Source organism: Synechococcus sp. CBW1107, from assembly GCF_015841355.1.
GTDB lineage: Bacteria > Cyanobacteriota > Cyanobacteriia > PCC-6307 > Cyanobiaceae > Regnicoccus_A.
Window position 1 is genome coordinate 2,789,776 of the sequence record NZ_CP064908.1, and the last position, 21,389, is coordinate 2,811,164.

Consider the following 21,389-nt stretch of genomic DNA (forward strand, 5'->3'; position numbering starts at 1 on the left):
CGCTCCCTCAGCGGCAGCCGAACACCGAGATGGTGTAGCTGAACCCCGTGGCGTTGGCGTTGTAGCCCGAGCCCACCTTGACGTTCACCTGGCTCACCAGTTTGCCGGAGGGGGGATAGAAGGGTCCGAACTGGCGGAACTGGCCGGGCCGGGCGTCGAGCGTTTCGTTCACCACCTGCAGGTTGGTGCCATCGCTGAACTTGAGATAGGCCTGGATGGGGTAGGGGCCGCGCTCGCTGGAGTTGGACTTGAAGTTCACCTTGTAACTGGAGAAGGCCCGGTTCACGGTGAAGTCGGTGTTGAAGTTGGTGCGGCCGAAGGGAAACACCAGGGGACCGTTCAGCTGGATCGACTTGCTGACGCTGGTGCCTCCCCCCACGGCCGGCAAGTAGGTGCAGCTGGCGGCCGCAGCGCCGGGGGCCAGGCCGGCTGACAGCAGGGTGAGGGCCGCGAGCGCGACGAGAGAACGGGTCCTGGGCATCGGGCGAGGGCGTGGCAAGGGCTCGACGTTACGAACCGGCCCGAGCCGCCGTTCGGTTGATTCGCCAAATGTTTCGGGCACCCCATCCTGTGCTGGTGGTGGGGTCGTTCATAGCCTTCCTTCAACGACCCATCCAAGCGGAGATCCTCCATGCACCCCACCGCCGAAGCGTTCACCGAGAAGGCCTGGGCCGCGATCGTGGCCTCGCAGCAGCTGGCCAAGCAGCGCCGGCAGCAACAGCTGGAGAGTGAGCATCTCTTCGCCAGCCTGATCAGCCAGCCCGGACTGGCCACCCGCATCCTCGAGAAGGCCGGCGTCGATGTGGCGGCCCTGAACCAGTCGGTGGAGTCGTACCTCGCGAGCCAGCCCAGCCTGGGCGCCGCGCCGGAGAACGTGTTCCTGGGCAAGGGCCTCAATGAGGTGCTCGATCAGGCCGAACAGCTGAAGGCGACCTATGGCGACAGCTTCATCTCGATCGAGCACCTGCTGCTGGCCCTGGCGATCGACGACCGCTGCGGCAAGCGGCTGCTCTCGCAGGCCGGCACCAACGCTGACAAACTCAAGGACGCCGTCCAAGCCGTGCGCGGCAATCAGACCGTGACCGATCAGAACCCCGAAGGCACCTACGAATCCCTCGAGAAGTACGGCCGCGATCTCACCCAGGCGGCCCGCGACGGCAAGCTGGATCCGGTGATCGGCCGCGACGAGGAGATCCGCCGCACGATCCAGATCCTCAGCCGCCGCACCAAGAACAACCCGGTGCTGATCGGTGAACCCGGCGTGGGCAAGACCGCGATCGTGGAGGGCCTGGCCCAGCGCATCGTCAACGGTGACGTGCCCCAGGCGCTGCAGAACCGCCAGCTGATCGCCCTCGACATGGGCGCGCTGATCGCCGGCGCCAAGTACCGCGGTGAGTTCGAGGAGCGGCTCAAGGCCGTGCTCAAGGAGGTGACCTCCAGCGAAGGGCAGATCGTGCTGTTCATCGACGAGATCCACACCGTGGTGGGGGCCGGCGCCGCCGGCGGTTCGATGGATGCCAGCAATCTGCTCAAGCCGATGCTGGCGCGAGGCGAACTGCGCTGCATCGGGGCCACCACCCTCGATGAGCACCGCCAGCACATCGAGAAGGATCCCGCCCTGGAGCGCCGCTTCCAGCAGGTGTTCGTGGATCAGCCCACCGTGGAGGACACGATCTCGATCCTGCGGGGTCTCAAGGAGCGCTATGAGGTGCACCACGGCGTGCGCATCGCCGACAACGCCCTGGTGGCGGCGGCGGTGCTCTCCAGCCGCTACATCGCCGATCGCTTCCTGCCCGACAAGGCTATCGATCTGATGGATGAATCGGCGGCGCGCCTGAAGATGGTGATCACCTCCAAGCCGGAGGCGATCGATGAACTCGACCGCCGCATCCTGCAGCTGGAGATGGAGAAACTCTCCCTGGGCCGCGAATCCGATGCCGCCAGCAAGGACCGCCTGGAGCGGCTGGAGAAGGAGCTGGCCGATCTGAGCGAGCAGCAGAGCACCCTCAATGCCCAGTGGCAGCAGGAGAAGGGGGCGATCGATCAGCTCAGCGCCATCAAGGAGGAGATCGAGCAGGTGCAGCTGCAGGTGGAGCAGGCCAAGCGTCAGTACGACCTCAACAAGGCCGCGGAACTGGAGTACGGCACCCTGGCGGACCTGCACAAGAAGCTGGCCGTCAAGGAAGCCGAACTGAACGCGGGTGATGGCGAGAAGACCCTGCTGCGCGAGGAGGTCACCGAAGACGACATCGCCGAGGTGATCGCCAAGTGGACCGGTATCCCCGTGTCACGGCTGGTGCAGAGCGAGATGGAGAAACTCCTGCATCTCGAAGATGAGCTGCACACCCGCGTGATCGGCCAGAGCCAGGCCGTGACGGCCGTGGCCGATGCGATCCAGCGCTCCCGTGCCGGCCTCTCCGACCCCAACCGCCCGATCGCCAGCTTCCTGTTCCTCGGCCCCACCGGCGTGGGCAAGACGGAGCTCTCCAAGGCCCTGGCCTCGCAGCTGTTCGACAGCGACGACGCCATGGTGCGCATCGACATGAGCGAGTACATGGAGAAGCACGCCGTGTCCCGCCTGATCGGAGCCCCTCCGGGCTACGTGGGCTACGAGGAGGGCGGCCAGCTCACCGAAGCGGTGCGGCGCCGGCCCTACGCCGTGATCCTGTTCGACGAGGTGGAGAAGGCCCACCCCGATGTCTTCAACGTGATGCTGCAGATCCTCGATGACGGCCGCGTCACCGATGGGCAGGGGCGCACGGTGGATTTCACCAACACGGTGCTGATCCTCACCAGCAACATCGGCAGCAGCTCGATCCTCGATCTGGCCGGTGATCCGGCCCGCCACGGCGAGATGGAGAAGCGGGTGAACGACGCCCTGCGCGCCCACTTCCGGCCCGAGTTCCTCAACCGCCTGGATGAAACGATCATCTTCCACAGCCTGCGGGCCGAGGAACTGCGTCAGATCGTGGAGCTGCAGGTGGCCCGCCTGCGTCAGCGGCTGGAGGACCGCAAGCTCGGCCTCGAGCTCGATGGGGCTGCCCTCGACTGGCTGGCGACGGCGGGCTACGACCCGGTCTACGGCGCCCGGCCCCTGAAGCGGGCCATCCAGCGGGAGCTGGAAACGCCCATTGCCAAGGCGATCCTGGCCGGCAGCTTCCCGGAAGGCAGCACGATCGCCGTGGACGTGACCAGTGCCGGGGAGGGCCCACCCCGCCTGCGCTTCCAGCCGGCCAGCCGCCGTGAACTGGTGCTGGCGCACTCCTAGCGGGGGAAGGGAGGCCCGGCCCGGCTGCTGCGCCGACCCGCTGGGATTTCCCTTCCGGTGCTGGGCCAGAAAAAAACCCTGGAGCCGGGTAGCTCCAGGGTTGGTGCTGGCGTCAAGGGAACGGGGAGACGGAGATCCGTCAGCCTGGGGCCGGGGAATCAGCCCTGTCCGCCCGGGAAGAGGTCATCCAAGCGGTCCCGGAGATCACTGGCCGACGGCTGGTCGTCAAAGAGGCCAAGCAGGTCTGCAAAGGGATTCTCGGATTCGTCGCCACCGAAGACCACGGGAAACTGGCCGCGATCCTCGAAGAAGTCAACGATTTTGGAAATCGGCGGAAACTCGGAAGGGTGGGGCTCGGAAAGAAGAAAATCGACCCCTAGGGCAATGGAGGCATCCCCATTGGGGAAGAATTCGTTGGCCGCCGAGAGAAGCTCCTGGGCCAGGGCATCACCGATGACGAGATCATCATTCTCATCGACCCGGGCCTGCAGGAAATCGATGGAGTTAGCGAGTTTGTCGTCGAAAGGACCGAGTTGCTCCTTGAAGGAGGCCGGAGCATCCTCCAGGCGATCTTCCAGGCGATCCAGGAACTGGGTATAACCGCCGCTGACAGATAGGGTTGTAGGCATAGCTTCAGAGTGAGCCGGGGTTCAGGCGAAGTGGAGATCCTTGGGATGGATTTCCGATGTGGTCGAACCTTATCAGCCTTCAGGGCTTGTCTTTTCCTCTCAGCGGAAGTCTCGCGGGATTGGACTTCAACCGGTATCGGAAACCACAAATTGATGGGGGCCTTTCTGATCTCGCGGCGAATCCGGTGTGTCCGATCCCTCAGAATTCCCCGTGAAATGGCTTGCTGCTTACCGATTTCTCTCAGATTCGGCAGCGCTCCACACATTCCTTGATGTTAACCAGATTCATACATCAGCACTGCTTATCAGCACTTCTTATCCAAGGGCTGTCCTGTCTGGCCGGGTGCTTCGGTCGTCTTCCCCTGACACGGGCATGCTGGGTCGCGGCGGGCGCCCCGGGCTGTGCTGGTGAACGATGAGCCGATGGCCGAGTCCGAGCCGCTGCTGGCCTGCCTCCGCAGGGCCGCCGCCTTCGAGCGCCGCCACGCCTGGATCGCCGCGGCGGCCGCCTATGGGGAAGCCCTGGCGCTCGAGCCCGGGGATGGGCGGCTCTGGGGCAACCTGGGCCATGCCCTGTGGCTGGCCGACCTCCCCCAGGCGGCCGAAACCGCCTACCGGCAGGCGCTGGCCTGCTCAGCCCCCGCTCCCGCGGCGCTCTGCGGCCTGGCCAACGCGTTGCGGGATCTCAACCGGTTCGAGGAGGCCCTGCCCCTCTACGAAGCGGCCGGTGATGCCGAGGCCCGTTGGGGGCTGAGCCAGGTGCTGATCGGTCTGGAGCGCCACGCCGAGGCCTTCGCTGCCGCGGAGGCCCGTTGCGCGCTGCCGGGCTGGAGCCCCTTCCGCCCGGCCCCGTTCTGGGGCGCGGGCGGTGAGGGGGAGCTCGATGCCGACCAGCCCCTCTGGATCTGGAGCGAGCAGGGCTTCGGCGACACCCTGCAGTATCTGCGCTGGATTCCTGCCCTGGCCAGGCGGCCCGGCCCGCTCCATCTGGTGGTGGAGGCCAACCTGGTGCGACTCCTGCAGGAGGGCCTGGCCTGGATGGCGGCACCACCCCGGGTGGTGAGCAAGGACACCCTGACCTTCCAGCCCCTGGCCGCCCATGGACCGCTGATGAGCCTGCCCCACCGGCTCGGCCCCGACCACGCCCCTGCGGAGGGCGGCCTCTGCCTGCGTTCGCCGCTCTGGAGCACCGCGGGGCCCTCCCTGCTCCCGGAGGGCCTCCCGGAGGGCCCCAGGGTCGGACTGGTCTGGGCGTCGGGGCGCAAGCGGGAGGATCCCTTCACCCACCGGGAGTACGTCAAACGCAGCCTGACCCCCCTGGCCCTCTGGCAGCTGATCGCTGGGCTGCAGGGGGCCGGCGCGGCGGTGATCCCGCTGCAGTACGGCCACGATGGGGAGCTGGCGGCCGCCCTCGGGTTCCGGCTGCCCGCGCCGCGGCTGGATCTGGGCGACTTCGCCCATCTGGCGCGGGTGGTGGCCCAGCTGGATCTGGTGATCACTGTGGACACGGCCCTGGCCCATCTGGCGGGCGCCATGGGAGCCCCCGGCTGGATCCTGCTGCCCTGGAGCGCCGATCCCCGCTGGCTGCGGCAGCGGGAGGACAGCCCGTGGTATGGCTCCCTGCGCCTGTTCCGTCAGAGCGCAACGGGCGACTGGGCCAGCGCGATCGAGGGGCTGCTCGGGGCGTTCACCGGCTGGAGCGCAGCAGCAGCAGCGCATCGATCCAGTGACTGAAGGCCGCCATGCAGTGGTCGCGCCGGTAGCGCTCCAGCACGGTGGCGCGGGCCCGCTGGCCCAGGGGGCGGTGGGAGGCTGGATCGCGCAGCACGGTGTCGATGCGGGCGGCGATGGCCGCCGGGTCCTCCAGGGGAACCAGCAGGCCGTTGTGACCGTGGCGGATCACATCCCGCACCGGAGCCGTGTCGGAGGCCACCACCACCGCCCCGCAGGCCATCGCCTCCAGCAGGCTCCAGGAGAGCACATAGGGATAGGAGAGATAGGCGTGCACCGTGCTGCGCTGCAGCAGGGCGGTGAGCTGGTCACGCCGGAGCAGGCCCACGGCATGACACCGCCGCCGGTCGATGCGCTCGCCCAGCTGCTCGAGCAGGGCGCCGAGGTACCCGCCGGGGTGGGGGCTGGGCGGGCTGTAGCTGTGGCCGTGGCCCCCCACCAGCACCACCTGCAGGTCGGGGTGGTGGCGCAGGAGGGGAGGCAGGGCCCGCATCAAGCGGCCGAACCCCCGCAGGGGCTCCAGATTCCGGCTCACGAAGGTGAGCACCGGCACATCGGCCGCCAGCACCTGATCGGCGCTGAGGCGCAGGCCCCGCGGCGCGGCCGGACGCAGGCTGGCGGTGTCGATCCCTTCGTGGATCACCTGGAAGCGGCCGCGCCAGGGGGCCGGAAAGCTGTCGCGCTGGAAGAGGGTGGGGGTAAGGGCGGCGTCGGCGGCGGCCAGGGCCGAGAGCGCCATCAGGTTGTTGCGCACCAGCAGGCGCCGTCGCCCGTCGCTGATGGGCGGGCTGTCCGGATCGGCGCTGCCGAGCAGGGCCTCGGAGCCGAACAGTTCCGGATAAGCGATCAGCAGGGCCTCGGGCCAGAGCTCACGCAGGTAGAGCCCCTCGCCCCAGGCGCTGTGGAAGAGGATCACTCGGGGCTCGAGACCGTCCTGCTTCAAGTCCCGGGCCAGGTCGGCCACCCGCTCGCCGCGGATCAGGGCGCTCTCCAGCCCTGGATCGTTGAGGCCGGGGGGCAGCCGCTCCGCCATGGGGGCGTCGTAGGGGTGAAAGCGGCAGCCGCTGGGCAGCGGGGCGGAGCCATCGGCACCGATGGCATGGACCTCATGGCCCGCGTCGAGCAGGGCCTGGGCGATGGGCAGAAACTGGGCCGGAAACGCCTGATGGATGAGCAGGCCTTGCATCGGCTGGGGCTGTCTTGAAGACAACATTAATTCTGAAGAACGTCGGTACAATTCACGCAGTTTTTTCCCGCGGACTTCGATGCCTTCCCTGCGCAGTCTGTTCGGTCGCGGCAGCCACTCCCATGCTCAGCTGGCATCGGAGCCGCCCATCGAGCCAGTTCCTGCCGCCGTGGCTCAGTCCGTCAACCGCCTGGTCAGCACCAGCCCCCAGGATGAGATCGAGCTGCCGATGGAGATCACCGCCTGGTCGGTGCGGCGGTTGCAGACGATCTTCACCACGCTCGACCAATCGCCCAACCAGCAGGCGGTGCAGGATGCCCAGGCCGCCCGCAACTGCTTCACCCGCTTCTGGCTGAGCGCCCCGGTGGACTGTCTGGAGATCCTCTACAGCGGACCGATCGGTGAGGCCTACCGGCTGATGCTGCGCGGCATTCTGCCCGCGCTGCCGCTGCGGCCGATCGACGAGCGCTGGAAGGCCGGTCTGAGCCAGCGGCTGCTCAAGGCCTTCGGCCATCACGAGACCCCCAATCTGCTGTTGGCCGTGATGCCCTACTACGACCGCAATGCCATGAAGGTGGCCGATCCGGCGCGGCAGATCCCGGAGTGGCTGCTGAGCGACTATGCCGAGCGCTGCGATCCGCAGCTGCTTCAGAAGCTGCGCCTGCGCCAGCAGGGCGGCAACGGAGCCACCGCCGGGTCTCCGGCGATGCTGGCCCCGGCTCCAGCCCAGACCGACACCCGTCCCCTGCCGCTGTTCTCCGAGAAGCGGGGGGAGGACTGCCTGCCCCTGATCCAGGACAATGAATTCCTGGGCCGGATGAGCGGCCTGATCAACCTCTACGCGATCGATCCCAGTGACGCCGAACTCAAGCGGGAACTGGCCGTGCTGCGGCGGCAGGTGGCCCAGATCTGGCTGGATGTGGATCCCGGCCAACTGGAGACGCTCTACCGGGCGCCCTTCGGCCAGCTCAGCCAGAACCTGATCGGCTCAGGATTTAGCCGTGAGGCCATGCCGCCCGAAGAGGATGCGGCCCGGCGGCGGCTGGGGGAGATCGTGGCCACGATGCGCCATCCCCGCGCCCTGAACGCGCTGATGGCAGCGCTGCTCTACTACCCCGCCAGCAAGGTGAACCTGAGCTCGGCCGAGAAGGTTCTGCCCGAATGGCTGCTGCAGGAACTCACCACCCTGAGGAGCCGCGCCAGTCAGCAGGGTTGAGGACTAGTTCCAGCTGGGAGTTCATTCGTGGAACTCCCTCCAGACCAGCCAGTAGGCCAGATAGCCCACAGGAGGGCCCAGCAGCAGGGGCAGAAGGGCCAGCACGCCGAGGCTGAGCCCTCCCCAGAGGATGAGGCCGAGGCAGATGGCCAGATAGATCAGCACCATCAGCGTGATCAGCACCCTCTGCGTGGCCAGGCCAGAGACGAAGCGGTGCCAGGCCCGCTTCAGCAGCAGACCCCGGCGCCGGCTGGGGGGTACGTAGGCCGACCAGTCGACCGCAGGTTCGCGCTTGCGCTGCCGTCCCATCACTTGTTGAGGCTGTTGATTCGCTCGAGGTCCTTGCGGCGATCGTCGAGGAAGCTGGTGAACAGGCTGATGAAGGAGCGCTGGCGCAGCTGGATGTCGGCGGCGAGGGCCATGCCCGGCTTGAGCGGGATCGGGCGGGTGCTGCCCTGGAGGCTCTGGCGGCGCAACTGGAGTACGGCGGGAAAGAAGAGGCCCGGCTGGTCGGTCTGGAGGGTTTCGGCCATCTCCTGGGTGGTGAGGGCATCGGAGCCGATGCTCTCCACCGTGGCGGGAATGCTGCCGAACTCGGAGGAGGGGAAGGTGGCGATCGAGATCTCGGCGTTCTGGCCAGGGGAGAGGAAGCCGATCACATCGTTGGGGATGAACACCTTGGCTTCGAGCGCATCGCCGGGGACCACGCGCAGGAGGGTCTTGGCCGATTCCACCACCGAGCCGGGGGAGACGTCGATGTCGAAGATCGAGCCGGCGCTGGGGGCGGTGAGCACGCTGTACTGGAGCTGCACGCGGGCCAGGCGGATCTGGCTGTCGAGCTCGGCGATCTGGCGCAGGTTGGCCTCGATGCGGCCGCGCAGGTCGGCATTGGGGGCGGCGCCGGTGTTGAGCGCTGTGGCGCTGAGGCTGGCGGCGGTGCGCTCCTCGCTGGCGAGGCTGGCCTCCAGCTCATTGACCTTGTTGCGGCTGTCGAGGGCCTGCACCTCGCTGACGGCGCCGCTGCGCGCAAGCGCCTCGAAGCGTTCGGCGATGTTGCGGGCCGTGGCCAGGCTGGTGCGCAGCCCGGCGATGCGGGCCTCGCTGGCCCGCAGCTGCTCGTCGGCCGCCAGGCGCCTGGTGCGCAGATCCTCGCTCTGGTTGCTGAGCTGGAGCCGCTGGTTGCTGGAGAGGCCGCTGGCCTGGGTGTCGCCGAGGGCGGCGGAGAGGATCTGGTTCTCGTTGAGCAGCCGCTCACGGATCGCCTCGGCGGCGGTGAGGCGGCTGCGGGCCTCGCGCAGATCGAAGCGGATCAGCTCCTGGCCCTGGCGCACGGTTTCGCCATCCTTGACGAGCACCGCTTCGATCACTCCGGGCACGGGCGCCTGGATCGTCTTGACCTTGCTGCCGGGCTGGAGCTTGCCCTGCACAACCACGGTTTCCCCGAGGGGGGCCAGCACGGCCCAGACGCCGAAGGCGCCCACACCACCGAGCAGTGTCCAGACGATCAGGCTGGAGGCACGGCGGCTCTTGCGCAGCAGCACCGGCTGGTTGAACTGCCAGTCTGGAGGAGTGGCGAGCGGGGCGAGGGCGCCCTGGCTGGGGGCGGCTGGGCCTGTGGGTTCGGCCGGAGTGAGGAAGGGATGGTTCGGCAGGGTCGGAGCCGGGGCCGGCGGCGGTGGGGTGCTGTCGCCGACGAGGTCGACACGGACCGGCACCACGCGCTCATCCCGGCGGGGCCGGTGGCGGCGGGGGGAGCGCAGCCAGCCGAGGGCGCGCTCGTAGAGGTCGACCAGGGATCCGCTGGACTCGCTGCTGTTGGCCATCAGAGACCTCCCTCCTGACCTTGGCTGGAGTGGAGGGCGTAGTACCAGCCCTGGCGCTGCATCAGCTCCCGGTGGCTGCCCGTCTCCATGATCGCGCCCTTGTCCATCATCACGATGCAGTCGGCGGGCTGGACGGTGCTGAGGCGGTGGGTGATGAAGAAGACCGTGCGGCCGCGGAAGGCCTCGAAGAGGTTGATGCAGACCTGGCGTTCGGTGCGGGCGTCGAGGGCGCTGGTGGCTTCATCGAGGATCAGCATGCGGGGGTTCTGGAGGACGGCGCGGGCGAGGGCGAGGCGCTGGCGCTGGCCACCGGAGAGACCGGCGCCCCGCTCGCCGACATCGGAGTTGTAGCCCTTGGGGAGCTCCATGATGAAGTCGTGGGCGCAGGCGATCCGGGCGGCGCGGATCATCTCGTCGGCCGTGGCGTCGGGCTTCACCAGCAGCAGGTTCTCACGCACGGTGCCGTCGAAGAGGACGCTGTCCTGGGGCACCACGCCGATCTGGCGGCGCAGGGAATAAAGCTCCACCTTGTTGATGTCGAGGCCATCGATCAGCACCTTGCCCTCGAGCGGCCGGTAGAAGCGGGGCAGCTGCTTGAGCAGGGTGCTCTTGCCGCTGCCTGAGCCGCCCACCATGCCCACGAAGGAGCCGGCCGGCACCTCCAGGTTGATGCTCTGGAGCACGAGCGGGCCGTCGTCGCTGAAGCGGAAGCTGACGTTCTGGAACTCCACCCGGCCGGTGAGGGGGGGCATCGGGATGTTGAGCGCCTCGGCGTCGCTCTGCTCGGTGGGGCGGTCGACCACGTCGGCCACCATCTGGATCGAGGCGGTGCACTGCTGGAACTGCTGCCAGGTGCTGGTGAGCTGCACCAGCGGGCGGGTGATGTAGCCGCTGAGGATGCGGAAGGCGATGAAGGCGCCGAAGGTGAGCTGGTTCTGGATGATGAGATAGACGCCCACACCGATCACGATCAGGCCATTGAGCTCGTTGATGAAGCCGGCCAGGTTGCTGATCGATTCCTTGCTGATCTTGAGCTTGAAGTCTTCGCCGATGAAGCGGGCGTAGCGATTCTGGAACTCCCAGCGGGTCTTGAGTTCGGCGTTCTGGGATTTGATCGTCTGGATGCCGGTGATCGATTCGTTGAGATAGGAGTAGGTCTTCACCGAGGCGCCCATGCTGCGCTTGATCTGGGCGCGCACCAGCGGGTTGCTGAGGAAGCTGAGGGCCAGCATCAGCGGCAGGGTGGAGAGGGTGGCGACGGTGAGCGGCACGCTGATGGCGAACAGCACGAACAGGTAGAGAAAGCTGAAGGCCAGATCCACCACGGTGGTGAGGCTGTTGCCGAGCAGGAAATCGCGCAGCTTGTCGAGCTGGCCGAAATAGAACATCACCTGGCCCACGGGCCGGCTGTCGAAGAAACCCTGGGGCAGCCGCACCAGGTGATCGAGGATGGTGCTCTTGGTGGCCTGGTCGATCCGGTTGGCGGTGTCGGTGAAGATGTAGCCGCGCAGGGTCTTAAGCACGGCCGCCACCAGGGCCGCCAGCAGCAGCACGAAGCAGATGGCGAGCAGGGCATTGACGTTGCGCTGGCGCACCACCTGATCGATCAGCACCTGCAGACCGAGGGGGGTGGCCAGGGCCAGCAGGTTGATCACGAAGGAGAGGGCCACCACCTCCACCAGCTGGCGGCGGTGTTCGCGCAGGAAGGGCAGGAACCAGCCCCAGCTGAAGGTCTGCTCCTTGGCGTCGCTCTTGCGCTGCAGCAGCAGCAGCTCCACCCCGCCGTCGCCATCGCTGGCGAGCTGACCCGGCGGCAGCAGCAGGGGCCCCAGTTCGGGTTCGAGCAGGCGCAGGCGCCCGTCGTCGGTCACGCCTTCGAGGATGGCGAAGTGGCCCTGGGCGTGGAACACAGCCGGGGTGGTGGCGCGGCCGAGGCGGTCGGCGGGGAGCTTGGTGAGCACCACCCGCAGGCCGAGGGCATCGAGGATCTGGCCGAGGTTGATCAGGTTGAGGCCGCCCTGGCGGGCCAGCACCGCCTGCACCTGATCGCGCAGGGCGTCGCGGTTCACCGGCACGCCGAAGTAGTTGGCCAGGGCGATGCAGACCGCGATCGGAGCGTCGCGGGGCCCGGTGGCACGCTGCAGGCGCAGTTCGGCCTCCTCGCCGTGGCCTGGCGTGTGGGGAGCCGGCGTGGGCGGGGAGAGGGCATAGGTGCCGGCGCCGCTGCCCGGGGCCGGAGGGGCGGCCAGAGCCCCGGCCTGCGGAGCGGGGTTAGAGGCCGCCGAGTGCGGGGCTGGAGCTTCGCTGGCCGCTGCTTCGGAAGCGCTGCCGATCTGCAGATCGGGGGCGGACGTTGGCTCCTGGCCCAGGGGGGGCAGCCCCACCAGGCGCAGCCAGGGCGCGCCGGGGCTGGGCGGCACGGGCTCGCTGCCGAGGGTCCAGGGCTGCCCCAGCGGACCGCCGCTGCTGTGGAACCAGCTGAGCTCGGCGCTGAGGGCGAGCGGGGCGTCGGCCTTGTCGGAGGGCGTGAGGCTGCGCACCCGCGCCGCCTGGCGGATGGCGGGCCAGCCGCGCAGGGCGTCGGCCCAGCCGGGGTTCTGGCTGTGGAGGTCGACCAGAAGCCGGTGCAGCTCGGAGGCCGGCAGGGTGGTCTGGAACCAGAGGCGGAAGGCGTCGTGATCGGCGAGCAGGTCCTGGAAGAGGCCGGCGGGCAGCACCAGCACCTCCGCCTCCGACGACACGCGCATCTGCTCGCAGGGCTCGCCGCCAAGCAGGGAACACCAGCCCACGCAGGCGCCGGCCTGGAGCCGGTCGATGCTGGCGAGGTCGCCGCTGAGGGGGTCGGTGGCCAGCACGCGCAGGCTGCCGGAGCGCAGCAGCAGCAGGCCCTCGGGCATGCTGCTGCTGCGCAGCAGGGTCTGGCCGAGGCGGTAGCGGCGGGTGTCGAGCAGGGAGTCGAGACCGGCGAGCACCTCGGCGGGCAGACGGTCGAAGGGGCGGATGCCGGCCAGCAGGCCCTGCTGGCGTTGTTGGGAGCGGCTGGTGGGGAGGGTGCTCATGCGGACGGGGCGTTGGGATCGCGGGGCAGAGGCATGAGGTCTTCGCCGGCCATAAGCAGGTTCACCTGCTCCTTGAACCAGACCTGAAACAGTTCGTCCACCATGCGGGCCCGCATGGCATCGTCGAGTTGAGCAGGAAAGCACTGCTCGAGGCGCACCAACAGCCACCATCCGGCCACTTTGAAGGGCGGCCAGAGCTGGCCTGGGCTGCCCACCCGCAGCCGCTCGGTGAGGCTGGGGTGGCCGGCGGTGAGGGCGATCGGGCCGATCAGGCCGCGGGTGATGCGCTCGCGGCCCTCGGAGTGGGCGGCCACGAGGGTGGCGAAGTCGGCCTCGCCTTCGCGCAGCTGCAGGTAGAGCTCCTCGGCTTCGTCGCGGTCGGAGACGCGCAGGAGCGAATAGGTGACCTGGTCGAGATCGAGCTTGCGATCGAGAAAGCGGATCTCGGCTTCGCTGCCGTAGCGGGCCTGGCTGAAGCGGCGCAGCCGTTCGGCCTTGGTGGCGAAGTAGCGCAGATCGGCCGACGACCAGCCCTTGCGGGCCAGCCAGGCGGCCAGGGCCTTGTCGTCCTTGACGCCTTCACCCTCCAGGTAGGCGCGCATCAGGGCGTTCTCCTCGTCGTCGCTGAGGCTGACGCTCTGCGCCACACGGTCGAGCACCACCCCCTGGGCCAGGGCCAGGCAGACCCCCTGCTGGCGCAGCAGGCGGTTGGTTTCGTCGACCGAGAGCAGCGGCTTGCGGGGGGAGATGGCGATCAGGGCGGGCGGCCTGACGCCGGAGAGGGGAGTGGTGCTCATCGCCGGCAGGGCAGGGAGAGACGCTGGAGCGCGGCGGCCATCAGATCGAGGCCATGGCTGCGGGAGAAGTGGGCCCGGGCGTGGTCCCGGGCGGCCTCGCTGGTGCGGCTCCAGAGGTCGTCGTCGACGATCAGATCGGTGATGGCCGTGCACCAGGCCTCGGGCTCGCGGGCGATGAAGGCCTCGGCGCCGTGGCGCAGCCCGGTGGCTTCGGCGGCCACGGGGCTGAGCACCTGGGGAATGCCGTGGGCCAGGGCGGCGATCACCTTGCCCTTGATGCCGGCGCCGGAGCGCAGCGGCGCGATGAAGACGCGGTGGCGCTCGTAGACCGTGCTGGCGTCGGTGACCCAGCCGTGCACGCGCACGCCCTGGATGGCCTGCCACCTCTCCTGCAGCTCCGGGCCGAGCCCGCTGCCATAGAGATGGAACTCGAGATCGGGCAGACGCTCGTTCAGCAGGGGCCAGACATCTCCGAGGAAGCTTTCCACGGCGTCCTGGTTGGGTGGGTGCTGGTAGCTACCAAGGAAGGTGATGCCGCTGCGGCTCTCCAGGGGTGACGGCTGCTCCAGCGGCTCCACCACCCAGGGGCAGAGGGCGGTGGCGGCCTGGCCGAGGGTCTCGGCGGCGATCACCGCCTGCTCGATTTCGCTGTAGGTGAGGGTGAGGTCAACCCCGGCCATGGCCTCGATCTCCTGGCGGCGGGTTTCGCGCACGGAGGCCAGGGCGGCTTCGGCCTGTTCGCCGCTGAGTCCGGCGCTCTGGGCCTGGCGCAGCTCGCGCAGGTAGTGGAGGTCGGCGTTGCAGAAGATCAGCCGGGCCTGGGGGGCATGCTCCTTGAGCAGGGGCAGGCTGTCGCGCACGGTGGTGTAGCGGGTGAGATAGATGAAGTCGAATTCGCGGCCGCGCTCCCTGAGGAACTGGTCGAGGGAGAGCACGAAGGGGGCATGGATCACCTCGATGCCGCGGCGCTGCAGCTCCTCGGTGTAGGTGCCGAGCCAGGCCAGGTTGGCCGGCAGGAAGGTGATCTTGTAGCCGAGGGCCTGGACCAGGTCCATCTCGGCGAGGGCGGCATGGCTGCCGGCGTCGCGGTCGGGGCGGGGGGTGGCGTGATCGATGAAGAGGGCACGGCCGAGGATGCCCCGGTCCTTGATCCGCTCGGCGGCCTCGAAGGAGGGCTCCGTCTCCCCCTCGAAGGCGTGCTGCCACTTGCGCTGGAAGGTGGGCCCGTGCAGGGTCTGGAAGCGCTTGAGGCCCTCACTGGTCTCGGGGTCGGGGTCGGTGCCACAGCTGAGGCCCTCGTGGTGGATCACCCGGGAGAGGGGGGCGTAGCGCACCACCAGGCCGGCCTGACGCACCTTGAAGGCCAGGTCGGTGTCCTCGTAGTAGGCGGGGGAGAACTCGGGGCTGAAGCCGCCCAGCTGCCCCCAGAGCTCCCGGCGCAGGGCCAGGGCGGAACCACTCACGTAATCCACCTGGCGGGTGTAGCTCACGCCGGGGGCATGGGGATTGCGGCCCCGCCCGTAGTTCCAGGGTTCGCCGTTCCCCCAGACGATGCCGCCGGCCTCCTGCAGCCGTCCGTCGGGATAGAGCAGCTGGGAGCCGGTCATGCCGGTGTCCGGCCAGCGCTGGAACGGTTCGAGCAGCTCCTCGAGCCAGAGGGCACAGGGCTCGGTGTCGTTGTTGAGCAGCACGATGAACGTGCCTCGGGCGGCGGCCACGCCGCTGTGGCAGGCCTGGTTGAAGCCGCGGGCGTAGTCGTGGCGGACCACCTGCACGCCTGGTGCCTCCCGGCTCAGGGCTTCGGCGGTGCCGTCGGAGGAGCCGTCGTCGACGACGATCAGCTCGAAGGGCACGCGGGTTGGTGCATAGGCGAGGGCGGCGAGGCAGCGGCGCGTGACGGCGTACTGGTTGTGGGCCGGCACCACCACCGACACCAGGGGCTCGGGGCTGAGCGGCAGGTGGATCGGCTGGCGGGCCACCGGCACGCCACGGGGCCCGGCCTCCTCGCCGGGGGCGGCGTTGGCGGGGGGACCGATGGGTGCGCTCAGCAGCCGCTGCAGCAGGGGCAGGTCGGCCGGGAGTGGGGTGCCGTGGGCGTCGGCCCAGTGCAGCCAGGTGGTGAGGCTGCGCAGATGCTCCCGGGCCAGGGGGTTGAGCTGGTCGGGAAAGGGAGCCCGGCCATGGTCCTGCAGGGCCGACCAGGGGGTGAGCTGAAAGGGGGTGATCTCGAGGCTCTCAGCCCGCAGCAGCCCCTCGCTGTCGTGGATGGCGAGATGGTGGGGGCGGCCATCGCAGCTGGCGGGGGGCAGGGGCAGATGGAACTGCCCGTCGGGCCTGGCGCTGACGCGGCCGGCGGGCACGCCATCAACGCGCAGCTCCAGCTCCTGGCCGTGGGGGGCCCAGCCCACCACGAAGGGGCCGTTGAGGGCCTCGAGGCGCACGGTTCCACCGGCGGCGCGGCGGCTCAACTGCTCCAGGGCTGGGTAGCGGTCGTCATCGAGGCGCAGGGGGCTGCCGGGCAGCTCCACGGCGGGATCCCCCTGCACCAGGGCGCGCAGCACGAGGCCGGTGGAGCGGGGGGGGATCTCCATGCCGCTGCGGCCAGGGAAGGCGAAGCCGCAATTGAGGGGCAGGCCCTGCTGGCCGAGATCCGGGCGCGGCATCGAGGCTTCCGGCCGCGTCCCTTTGCGTGGTGTAAAACCCGAGGCCCGAATGCCCTAGTCAGAGGGTGAACAGGGTGGAATGACGGGCTGTCATTCCGGAGGTGCAGATGCGCCTCGTTCAATCACGATGAATCAGGACGAATGACTTGTCAAGTCTTTCGTCAGCTTGCGGATGTGTTGTGAGTTGGAGTGACTTCTGCGGCCTGGAGGTGGCAGCGGCCGGCCCCCGGGCTGCGATCAAGGCCGCTGCGCCCTCTGGGGGCGCTGCAGCCTCGATCACCTGGGGCCTGCGTCCTGCCTCTCTCAGGTGCTGAGGGCCTGGAGAGCAGGGATGGCATCCAGCTCCGGGATGGTCGCCATGCTCTCGGCTGAGAACATGCGCCGGCCCTCCAGCTGCCAGTGCTCGTGCTGCTCCAGCAGTACCGCGCCCACCAGGCGGGTGATCGACGCGTCGTTGGGGAAGATGCCGACGACCCTGGTGCGGCGTTTGATTTCCTCGTTGACCCGCTCGAGCAGGTTGGTGCTCCAGATCTTGCGCCAGTGGTCCTTGGGGAAGTGGCGGAACGCCAGCACGTCCTCCTTGGCCTCATGCATCAGCGCAGCGGCCTTGGGGAAGCGCTCCGCCAGCGAGGCCGCCAGATCATCCCAGCGGGACTCGATCTCTTCCGCGCTCTCCTGAGCGAACACGCTGCGCAGGGCGGCGGTGACCATGCCCTGGTGAGCCTTGGGAACGCACTGCAGCAGGTTGCGGGCAAAGTGGACCCGGCAGCGCTGCCAGACGCTGCCCTGCAGCTGCCGTCGGATGGCCTTGGTGAGTCCGCTGTGGGCGTCAGAGATCACCAGCTTGACGCCAGCGAGGCCTCGCTCCTTGAGGTGGGCGATGAACTCCGCCCAGAAGGGCTCGCTCTCGCTGTCGCCCACCTTGAGGCCCAGCAACTCCCGGCGCCCGTCCTCGTTCACCCCCATGGCGACGACGACGGCGCGGGAGCAGACCTGCTGAGCCTTGCCCAGCCGCCCCTTGAGGTAGGTGGCATCGAGGTAGACGTAGGCGTAGCCGCTGCTCTCCAGCGGCCGGCCCAGGAACGCCTGCACCTGCTGGTCGATCTCCTGACAGATGCGACTCACCTGCGACTTGGAGATGCCGCTCTGGGAGCCGAGCGCCGCCACCAGGGCATCGACCTTGCGGGTCGAGACCCCACCGATGTAAGCCTCCATGATCACCGCGTACAGGGCCTGATCAACCCGGCGGCGGGGTTCGAGGATCGAGGGGAGGAAGCTGCCCGCGCGCAGTTTCGGGATCTGCAGTGCCAGATCCCCCACCTGGGTGGTCAGGGTGCGAGGCCGGTAGCCGTTGCGGTGGCCGAGCCGCTCCTCGGTGCGCTCGTGCCAGTCCGCACCGAGGAAGGCAGCGAGCTCCAGCTCGATCAGCTGCTGCAGGCCGTGGCGTGCCAGTTCAGGGATCAGCTCCCCGGCACTGCTGCCATCGAGTAGCGAGGCCAGCTCAGGTACGGCAGCATGGGTCTTGGGCATGGTCTGTCTGGTTGAGGTGGTTCTCAAACCAGGGAAACGGGCCTGCCCACCCCTTGCAACGTCAGCCGTGGAGCCGATCGCCTGAGGTGCGGACGCTCAGCCCGGCTACGCCGGGCTGAGGCCCTGGGGATTTACACCACTGCCGGGGACGCCAGCAGGCTTCCGCCTCTCCCAGGCTCCAGAGGTGGCCGGGGTTGAGCAGGTCCTCCACCTGGAGGAGCACGCTGAGGGGGGGCGCCCCGGCGGGCTGATCGGCCAGGGGGCAGGCCCAGCCGCGCAGGCTGCCATCGGGGCCGAACCCCTCGAACCCGCCGATCACCGACCCGCGGGCCATGGCCTGCAACGGCGGGGGCAGGTTCAGCGGCACGGGGCAGGTGTCATGGAGGAGGCTCAGAAACTAGGTCGTCTTTCCCTGGCTGAGGCCCGAAGCTGCTCGAGCGAAGACATCAGCTTGCGGATCCTCCGCCCACAATGCGGGCCAGAGAGCCGGCGCCGGAGTGACCCCACTGGAGACCACACCCCTGGAGAGCAAGGACACGCTGGATGGGCCGGAGGAGCTGTTCGCTCGCTCGCGCCAGCTGGTGATCGACACGCTCGAGGCCCTGGAGCGAGGAGACGATGCCCAGGCCCTGGCCCTGATCCCGGATGTGCTGCGCTCCTACGCCTGGCTGTGGGTGGCCCTGGCCGAGGCGCGGCGCGCCCTGGAGGCCGAGGAGGGGGAGATGCTGGCCCAGCTGCTGGCGGCGATCTCGGCACGGGTGCGGCGCAACGACGAGGGGGAGGCCACTCCGGAGGACCGGGCCGAGCTCAGCTGGCTGGTGCCGGTGCTGATGGACCGGCTGCGCAGCCGCGGCCGGGAGCTGCCCCACTGGCTGCCTCCCCTGGAGGAGCAACTCACGCGCATCGGCTCGCAGCTCTGGGTGGACCGCCATCGCGAGGATCCCGGCTGCGCCGAGGCGCGGCCCCGGGCCCTCAAGCTGCTGCTGCGGCTCTGCGGACTGCATGCGCCGCCAAAACCCTGGATGGTGGGCTTCGCCCGGGACCTGCTGGCTGAGGAGCTGGACGCCGCCGAGCGTCTGGCGGCGGCCGGCCCGCTCGATGAGGACACCAGCGAGCGGCTGCGCTTCTGGCAGGGGCAGCTGGCCCAGGTGGACTTATCCGATCCCGGCCTGGAGGAGAAACTCGCCGCCCTGCTGCCGCCGCCATCCCCCCAGCCCGCGGCGGCCGACGCCGGTGACCTGCAGGAGAAGATCCGCGAGAGCGTGCTGCACTGGCTAGAGGACAATCCCGCCGGCACGGTGCCGGCGGAGCTGCGGCTGGTGTGCGTGCCGGGAGCGCGGGTGGTGCCCCACGACGGCCAGCGGCTCGATCTCAACCTGGCGCCCCTGCTCTCAGTGGCCGAACCGGATGCGCTCGAGAGGCTCGTGCAGGCCTTCTTCGCGCCGATCCGCGAGCAGCAGCGGGGGCCGGGGTTCACCCTGCGGGAGCCGACCAGCAGCCTCTACGACTCCCTCGGCCTGCTCTGGCGTCAGGGAGACACCCTGAGCGAGGCCGCCTTCCGGCGCCTGGCGGAGGCCACGGCCAGCTGGAACCGCTGCGGCGGCCCAGGGGCTCTCGGCTCGCGGCCGCTGGCCTCCAGCTTCGCGGCAGCGGAGCTGCGGGAGGGACTGAGCGTGCTGGCGCCGGACGCCCTGGAGCTGGTGGCCCTGCATGCGGTGCTGTTCAAAGCCGGGGCCCTGGAGGAGGTGATGGCCGAGATCCGCCGCCGGCACCTCGACACCGGCTGGATGGCGCGCCCCGGCGGTGCTGACGTGGAGGAGATTCTGCGACGGCTGCACCTGGAGGCGGGTTTCTATGCCAGCGGCCACGCACCGCTGGAGAGCCTGCAGCAGTGGAGCCAGAGGGTGCTGCAGGCGCTGCTGGGGGGGCAGGTGGCCGGATCGGCCACCTGCACGGGCTTCTATCCGCTGGCCCAGAAGCTTTTCGAGAGCAGCGGCCGGGTGCCCGAGCTGTTTCAATGGCCATCTGACGCGGCGATCTACCGGTTCCTGGCCGGAAAGGAGGTGGTGGCGGCCACCACCCTGGCGACGGAGGTGGAGGAGCACCACCACACCGGCCACGCCTTCAAGCTGTTCACCGACCTGCCGATCGCGCCCTACGGCCTGCGCTGCGTTCAGGCGCCGCTGTCGCGGTATCCGCAGCGGCCGGCCGCCGACTTCATGGCGAGCCTGGACGAGTGCCTCCAGCAGATCGAGGCGCTGCACCGTCAACGCCCCTTCCGGGTGTTCGTGGCGGCCTGCGGTGCCTACGGACTTCCGCTGTGTGAGGCCGTGAACCGGATCTACGGGGTGAGCTGCCTCTGCAGCGGTGATCACATGAACGCCTACTTCGGTGTGGAGTCAGAGGGCGCTGTTGACTGGCGCATCGGCAGCCGGATCGCTGAGCATTGGCGCACCGTGGCCGGATGATCCACTACGCCATCCAGGACCACGGCGCGGGTGCGGCCCTGCCCCTGATGGTGAGGCTTCTGGACGGGCCAGGCGTCTCGATCGACATCAGCTTCGATGCCGCGGATGGGGCGCTGGAGACGGTGAGCGCGGCGCTGGGAACCCGGGGACCAGCCCTGAGCCTGCGGCGCTCGCCCTCCATCTCCTGGTCGGGGATTGGGTTTCACACCCAGATGATCGACGCCATGCAGCGGGCCTTGCATCTGCCCGGCTGGACCTACTTCATCAATGCCTCCGGCAGTTGCCTGCCCCTCCGAAGCCCTGCCTGGACGCAACAGCTACTCGAGGAGCAGGCGGCCCAGGGATGGCTGGGCTTCTGCGACTGCTACCGGCTGGGCAAGCCGCTGGCCTGGATCTCCAGCCAGACGGAACCGGCGACCCTGAAGCGGTGCTTCGGCCACGAGATCTACGGGCGGGCGCGGCTGCTGGTGGATCCCTGCCTGCAGGAGATGGTGGAGGAGAAGCGGCTGGATCCGGCCCGGAACATCGGCCAGCGGGTAGGGCTGATGTACACCGAAGTGGAGAAGAACACCTACTGGGTGCGGCCGCTCAGCCCCGCTGAACTGGAGGAGCGGGCGCGGTTCCTGGCGGAGCAGCCGTTGCGCTACGGCCGCAGCTGGCTGGTGCTGCACCGCTCGATCGTGGAGTGGCTGCTGGAGTCGACCATCCTGGAGCGGACGCTGGAGTTCATGGCGGGCTGCTTCTGCGCCGACGAACTGATCTTCGCGATGACCCTGTACAGCCCTGAGAATCCCTTTCTGGCCGCGATGTGTCCGGACAATCTGCGCCACCGGCAGGGGGGGCCGCAACGGATCCCGCTCGAGGAGATCCCGGCGATCCTTGCCACGGGCGACCGTCTGATGGCGCGCAAGATCTCTGCGGCCGACTATTCCGCCGCCGCCGAGCTGGTGCGGCGGTTCAACGCTGATCCCGTGCCGCCCCGACGTGAAGACCATTCCTTATTGTCTGACGATTAAGAA

The 21,389-nt window shown here is 68.9% G+C and carries 15 protein-coding genes; 5 read left to right on the forward strand and 10 right to left on the reverse strand.

The genetic code is table 11. The features are described from left to right. Positions 1 to 7: 7 nt before the first annotated feature. On the reverse strand, positions 8 to 481 hold the full coding sequence (locus tag I1E95_RS14570) for a hypothetical protein (protein ID WP_197163423.1): 474 nt from the start codon (positions 479 to 481) through the stop codon (positions 8 to 10). A 150-nt stretch (positions 482 to 631) separates the two neighbouring features. Here I1E95_RS14570 and clpB point away from each other — a divergent pair, with 150 nt between their 5' ends. Beyond that, on the forward strand, positions 632 to 3,268 hold the full coding sequence (gene clpB / locus I1E95_RS14575) for an ATP-dependent chaperone ClpB (RefSeq protein WP_197163425.1): 2,637 nt from the start codon (positions 632 to 634) through the stop codon (positions 3,266 to 3,268). A gap of 158 nt (positions 3,269 to 3,426) precedes the next feature. On the opposite strand, the gene I1E95_RS14580 is transcribed toward clpB, so the two are convergent. Then, positions 3,427 to 3,897: a hypothetical protein gene (locus tag I1E95_RS14580; RefSeq protein WP_197163427.1), complete on the reverse strand. Its 471-nt coding sequence runs from the start codon at positions 3,895 to 3,897 to the stop codon at positions 3,427 to 3,429. Positions 3,898 to 4,320: 423 nt separating this feature from the next. On the opposite strand from I1E95_RS14580, the gene I1E95_RS14585 reads away from it, so the two are divergent. After that, complete coding sequence (locus tag I1E95_RS14585) at positions 4,321 to 5,631, forward strand: glycosyltransferase family 9 protein (RefSeq protein WP_197163429.1); 1,311 nt, start codon at positions 4,321 to 4,323, stop codon at positions 5,629 to 5,631. Here I1E95_RS14585 and I1E95_RS14590 read toward each other — a convergent pair. Beyond that, positions 5,585 to 6,814 (reverse strand): glycosyltransferase, encoded by a 1,230-nt coding sequence (locus tag I1E95_RS14590; protein WP_197163431.1) that lies wholly within the window; start codon positions 6,812 to 6,814, stop codon positions 5,585 to 5,587. The two genes, I1E95_RS14585 and I1E95_RS14590, sit on opposite strands and share 47 nt — an antisense overlap. A 79-nt stretch (positions 6,815 to 6,893) precedes the next feature. On the opposite strand from I1E95_RS14590, the gene I1E95_RS14595 reads away from it, so the two are divergent. Next, the gene (locus I1E95_RS14595) at positions 6,894 to 8,030 is read left to right on the forward strand and encodes a hypothetical protein (RefSeq protein WP_197163433.1); all 1,137 of its coding nucleotides are present in this window, start codon (positions 6,894 to 6,896) and stop codon (positions 8,028 to 8,030) included. Positions 8,031 to 8,051: 21 nt separating this feature from the next. Here I1E95_RS14595 and I1E95_RS14600 read toward each other — a convergent pair whose 3' ends face one another. From I1E95_RS14600 to I1E95_RS14630, 7 genes are all read right to left on the reverse strand, one after another. Continuing rightward, positions 8,052 to 8,339 (reverse strand): hypothetical protein, encoded by a 288-nt coding sequence (locus tag I1E95_RS14600; protein WP_197163435.1) that lies wholly within the window; start codon positions 8,337 to 8,339, stop codon positions 8,052 to 8,054. Next, on the reverse strand, positions 8,339 to 9,853 hold the full coding sequence (locus I1E95_RS14605) for an HlyD family efflux transporter periplasmic adaptor subunit (RefSeq protein ID WP_197163437.1): 1,515 nt from the start codon (positions 9,851 to 9,853) through the stop codon (positions 8,339 to 8,341). Before I1E95_RS14605 ends, I1E95_RS14600 begins: the two co-directional genes overlap by 1 nt. After that, complete coding sequence (locus tag I1E95_RS14610; RefSeq protein WP_197163446.1) at positions 9,853 to 12,912, reverse strand: ABC transporter transmembrane domain-containing protein; 3,060 nt, start codon at positions 12,910 to 12,912, stop codon at positions 9,853 to 9,855. Before I1E95_RS14610 ends, I1E95_RS14605 begins: the two co-directional genes overlap by 1 nt. After that, a complete protein-coding gene (locus tag I1E95_RS14615) occupies positions 12,909 to 13,709 on the reverse strand; it encodes a peptidylprolyl isomerase (protein ID WP_197163448.1) in 801 nt (266 codons plus the stop codon). The genes I1E95_RS14610 and I1E95_RS14615 overlap by 4 nt, the downstream gene beginning before the upstream one ends. Further along, on the reverse strand, positions 13,706 to 16,372 hold the full coding sequence (locus I1E95_RS14620; protein WP_197163450.1) for a glycosyltransferase: 2,667 nt from the start codon (positions 16,370 to 16,372) through the stop codon (positions 13,706 to 13,708). Before I1E95_RS14620 ends, I1E95_RS14615 begins: the two co-directional genes overlap by 4 nt. A 303-nt stretch (positions 16,373 to 16,675) precedes the next feature. After that, complete coding sequence (locus I1E95_RS14625; protein ID WP_197161492.1) at positions 16,676 to 17,902, reverse strand: IS256 family transposase; 1,227 nt, start codon at positions 17,900 to 17,902, stop codon at positions 16,676 to 16,678. Positions 17,903 to 17,963: 61 nt separating this feature from the next. Further along, complete coding sequence (locus I1E95_RS14630; protein WP_197163452.1) at positions 17,964 to 18,269, reverse strand: hypothetical protein; 306 nt, start codon at positions 18,267 to 18,269, stop codon at positions 17,964 to 17,966. Between the two features lie 130 nt (positions 18,270 to 18,399). Here I1E95_RS14630 and I1E95_RS14635 point away from each other — a divergent pair, with 130 nt between their 5' ends. Beyond that, a complete protein-coding gene (locus tag I1E95_RS14635; protein WP_197163454.1) occupies positions 18,400 to 20,370 on the forward strand; it encodes a hypothetical protein in 1,971 nt (656 codons plus the stop codon). Beyond that, entirely contained in the window at positions 20,367 to 21,386 is a 1,020-nt protein-coding gene (locus I1E95_RS14640) for a beta-1,6-N-acetylglucosaminyltransferase (protein ID WP_197163456.1), read from the forward strand. Before I1E95_RS14635 ends, I1E95_RS14640 begins: the two co-directional genes overlap by 4 nt. Positions 21,387 to 21,389: the final 3 nt, after the last annotated feature.

What these genes read in the sequence shown, in the direction of transcription:
- I1E95_RS14610 (WP_197163446.1), bottom strand. Translation starts at nt 12,912, where the DNA reads ATGAGCACCCTCCCCACCAGCCGCTCCCAACAACGCCAGCAGGGCCTG.
- clpB (WP_197163425.1), top strand. Translation starts at nt 632, where the DNA reads ATGCACCCCACCGCCGAAGCGTTCACCGAGAAGGCCTGGGCCGCGATC.
- I1E95_RS14580 (WP_197163427.1), bottom strand. Translation starts at nt 3,897, where the DNA reads ATGCCTACAACCCTATCTGTCAGCGGCGGTTATACCCAGTTCCTGGAT.
- I1E95_RS14640 (WP_197163456.1), top strand. Translation starts at nt 20,367, where the DNA reads ATGATCCACTACGCCATCCAGGACCACGGCGCGGGTGCGGCCCTGCCC.
- I1E95_RS14620 (WP_197163450.1), bottom strand. Translation starts at nt 16,372, where the DNA reads ATGCCGCGCCCGGATCTCGGCCAGCAGGGCCTGCCCCTCAATTGCGGC.
- I1E95_RS14590 (WP_197163431.1), bottom strand. Translation starts at nt 6,814, where the DNA reads ATGCAAGGCCTGCTCATCCATCAGGCGTTTCCGGCCCAGTTTCTGCCC.
- I1E95_RS14585 (WP_197163429.1), top strand. Translation starts at nt 4,321, where the DNA reads ATGGCCGAGTCCGAGCCGCTGCTGGCCTGCCTCCGCAGGGCCGCCGCC.
- I1E95_RS14570 (WP_197163423.1), bottom strand. Translation starts at nt 481, where the DNA reads ATGCCCAGGACCCGTTCTCTCGTCGCGCTCGCGGCCCTCACCCTGCTG.
- I1E95_RS14595 (WP_197163433.1), top strand. Translation starts at nt 6,894, where the DNA reads ATGCCTTCCCTGCGCAGTCTGTTCGGTCGCGGCAGCCACTCCCATGCT.
- I1E95_RS14605 (WP_197163437.1), bottom strand. Translation starts at nt 9,853, where the DNA reads ATGGCCAACAGCAGCGAGTCCAGCGGATCCCTGGTCGACCTCTACGAG.
- I1E95_RS14600 (WP_197163435.1), bottom strand. Translation starts at nt 8,339, where the DNA reads ATGGGACGGCAGCGCAAGCGCGAACCTGCGGTCGACTGGTCGGCCTAC.
- I1E95_RS14615 (WP_197163448.1), bottom strand. Translation starts at nt 13,709, where the DNA reads ATGAGCACCACTCCCCTCTCCGGCGTCAGGCCGCCCGCCCTGATCGCC.
- I1E95_RS14625 (WP_197161492.1), bottom strand. Translation starts at nt 17,902, where the DNA reads ATGCCCAAGACCCATGCTGCCGTACCTGAGCTGGCCTCGCTACTCGAT.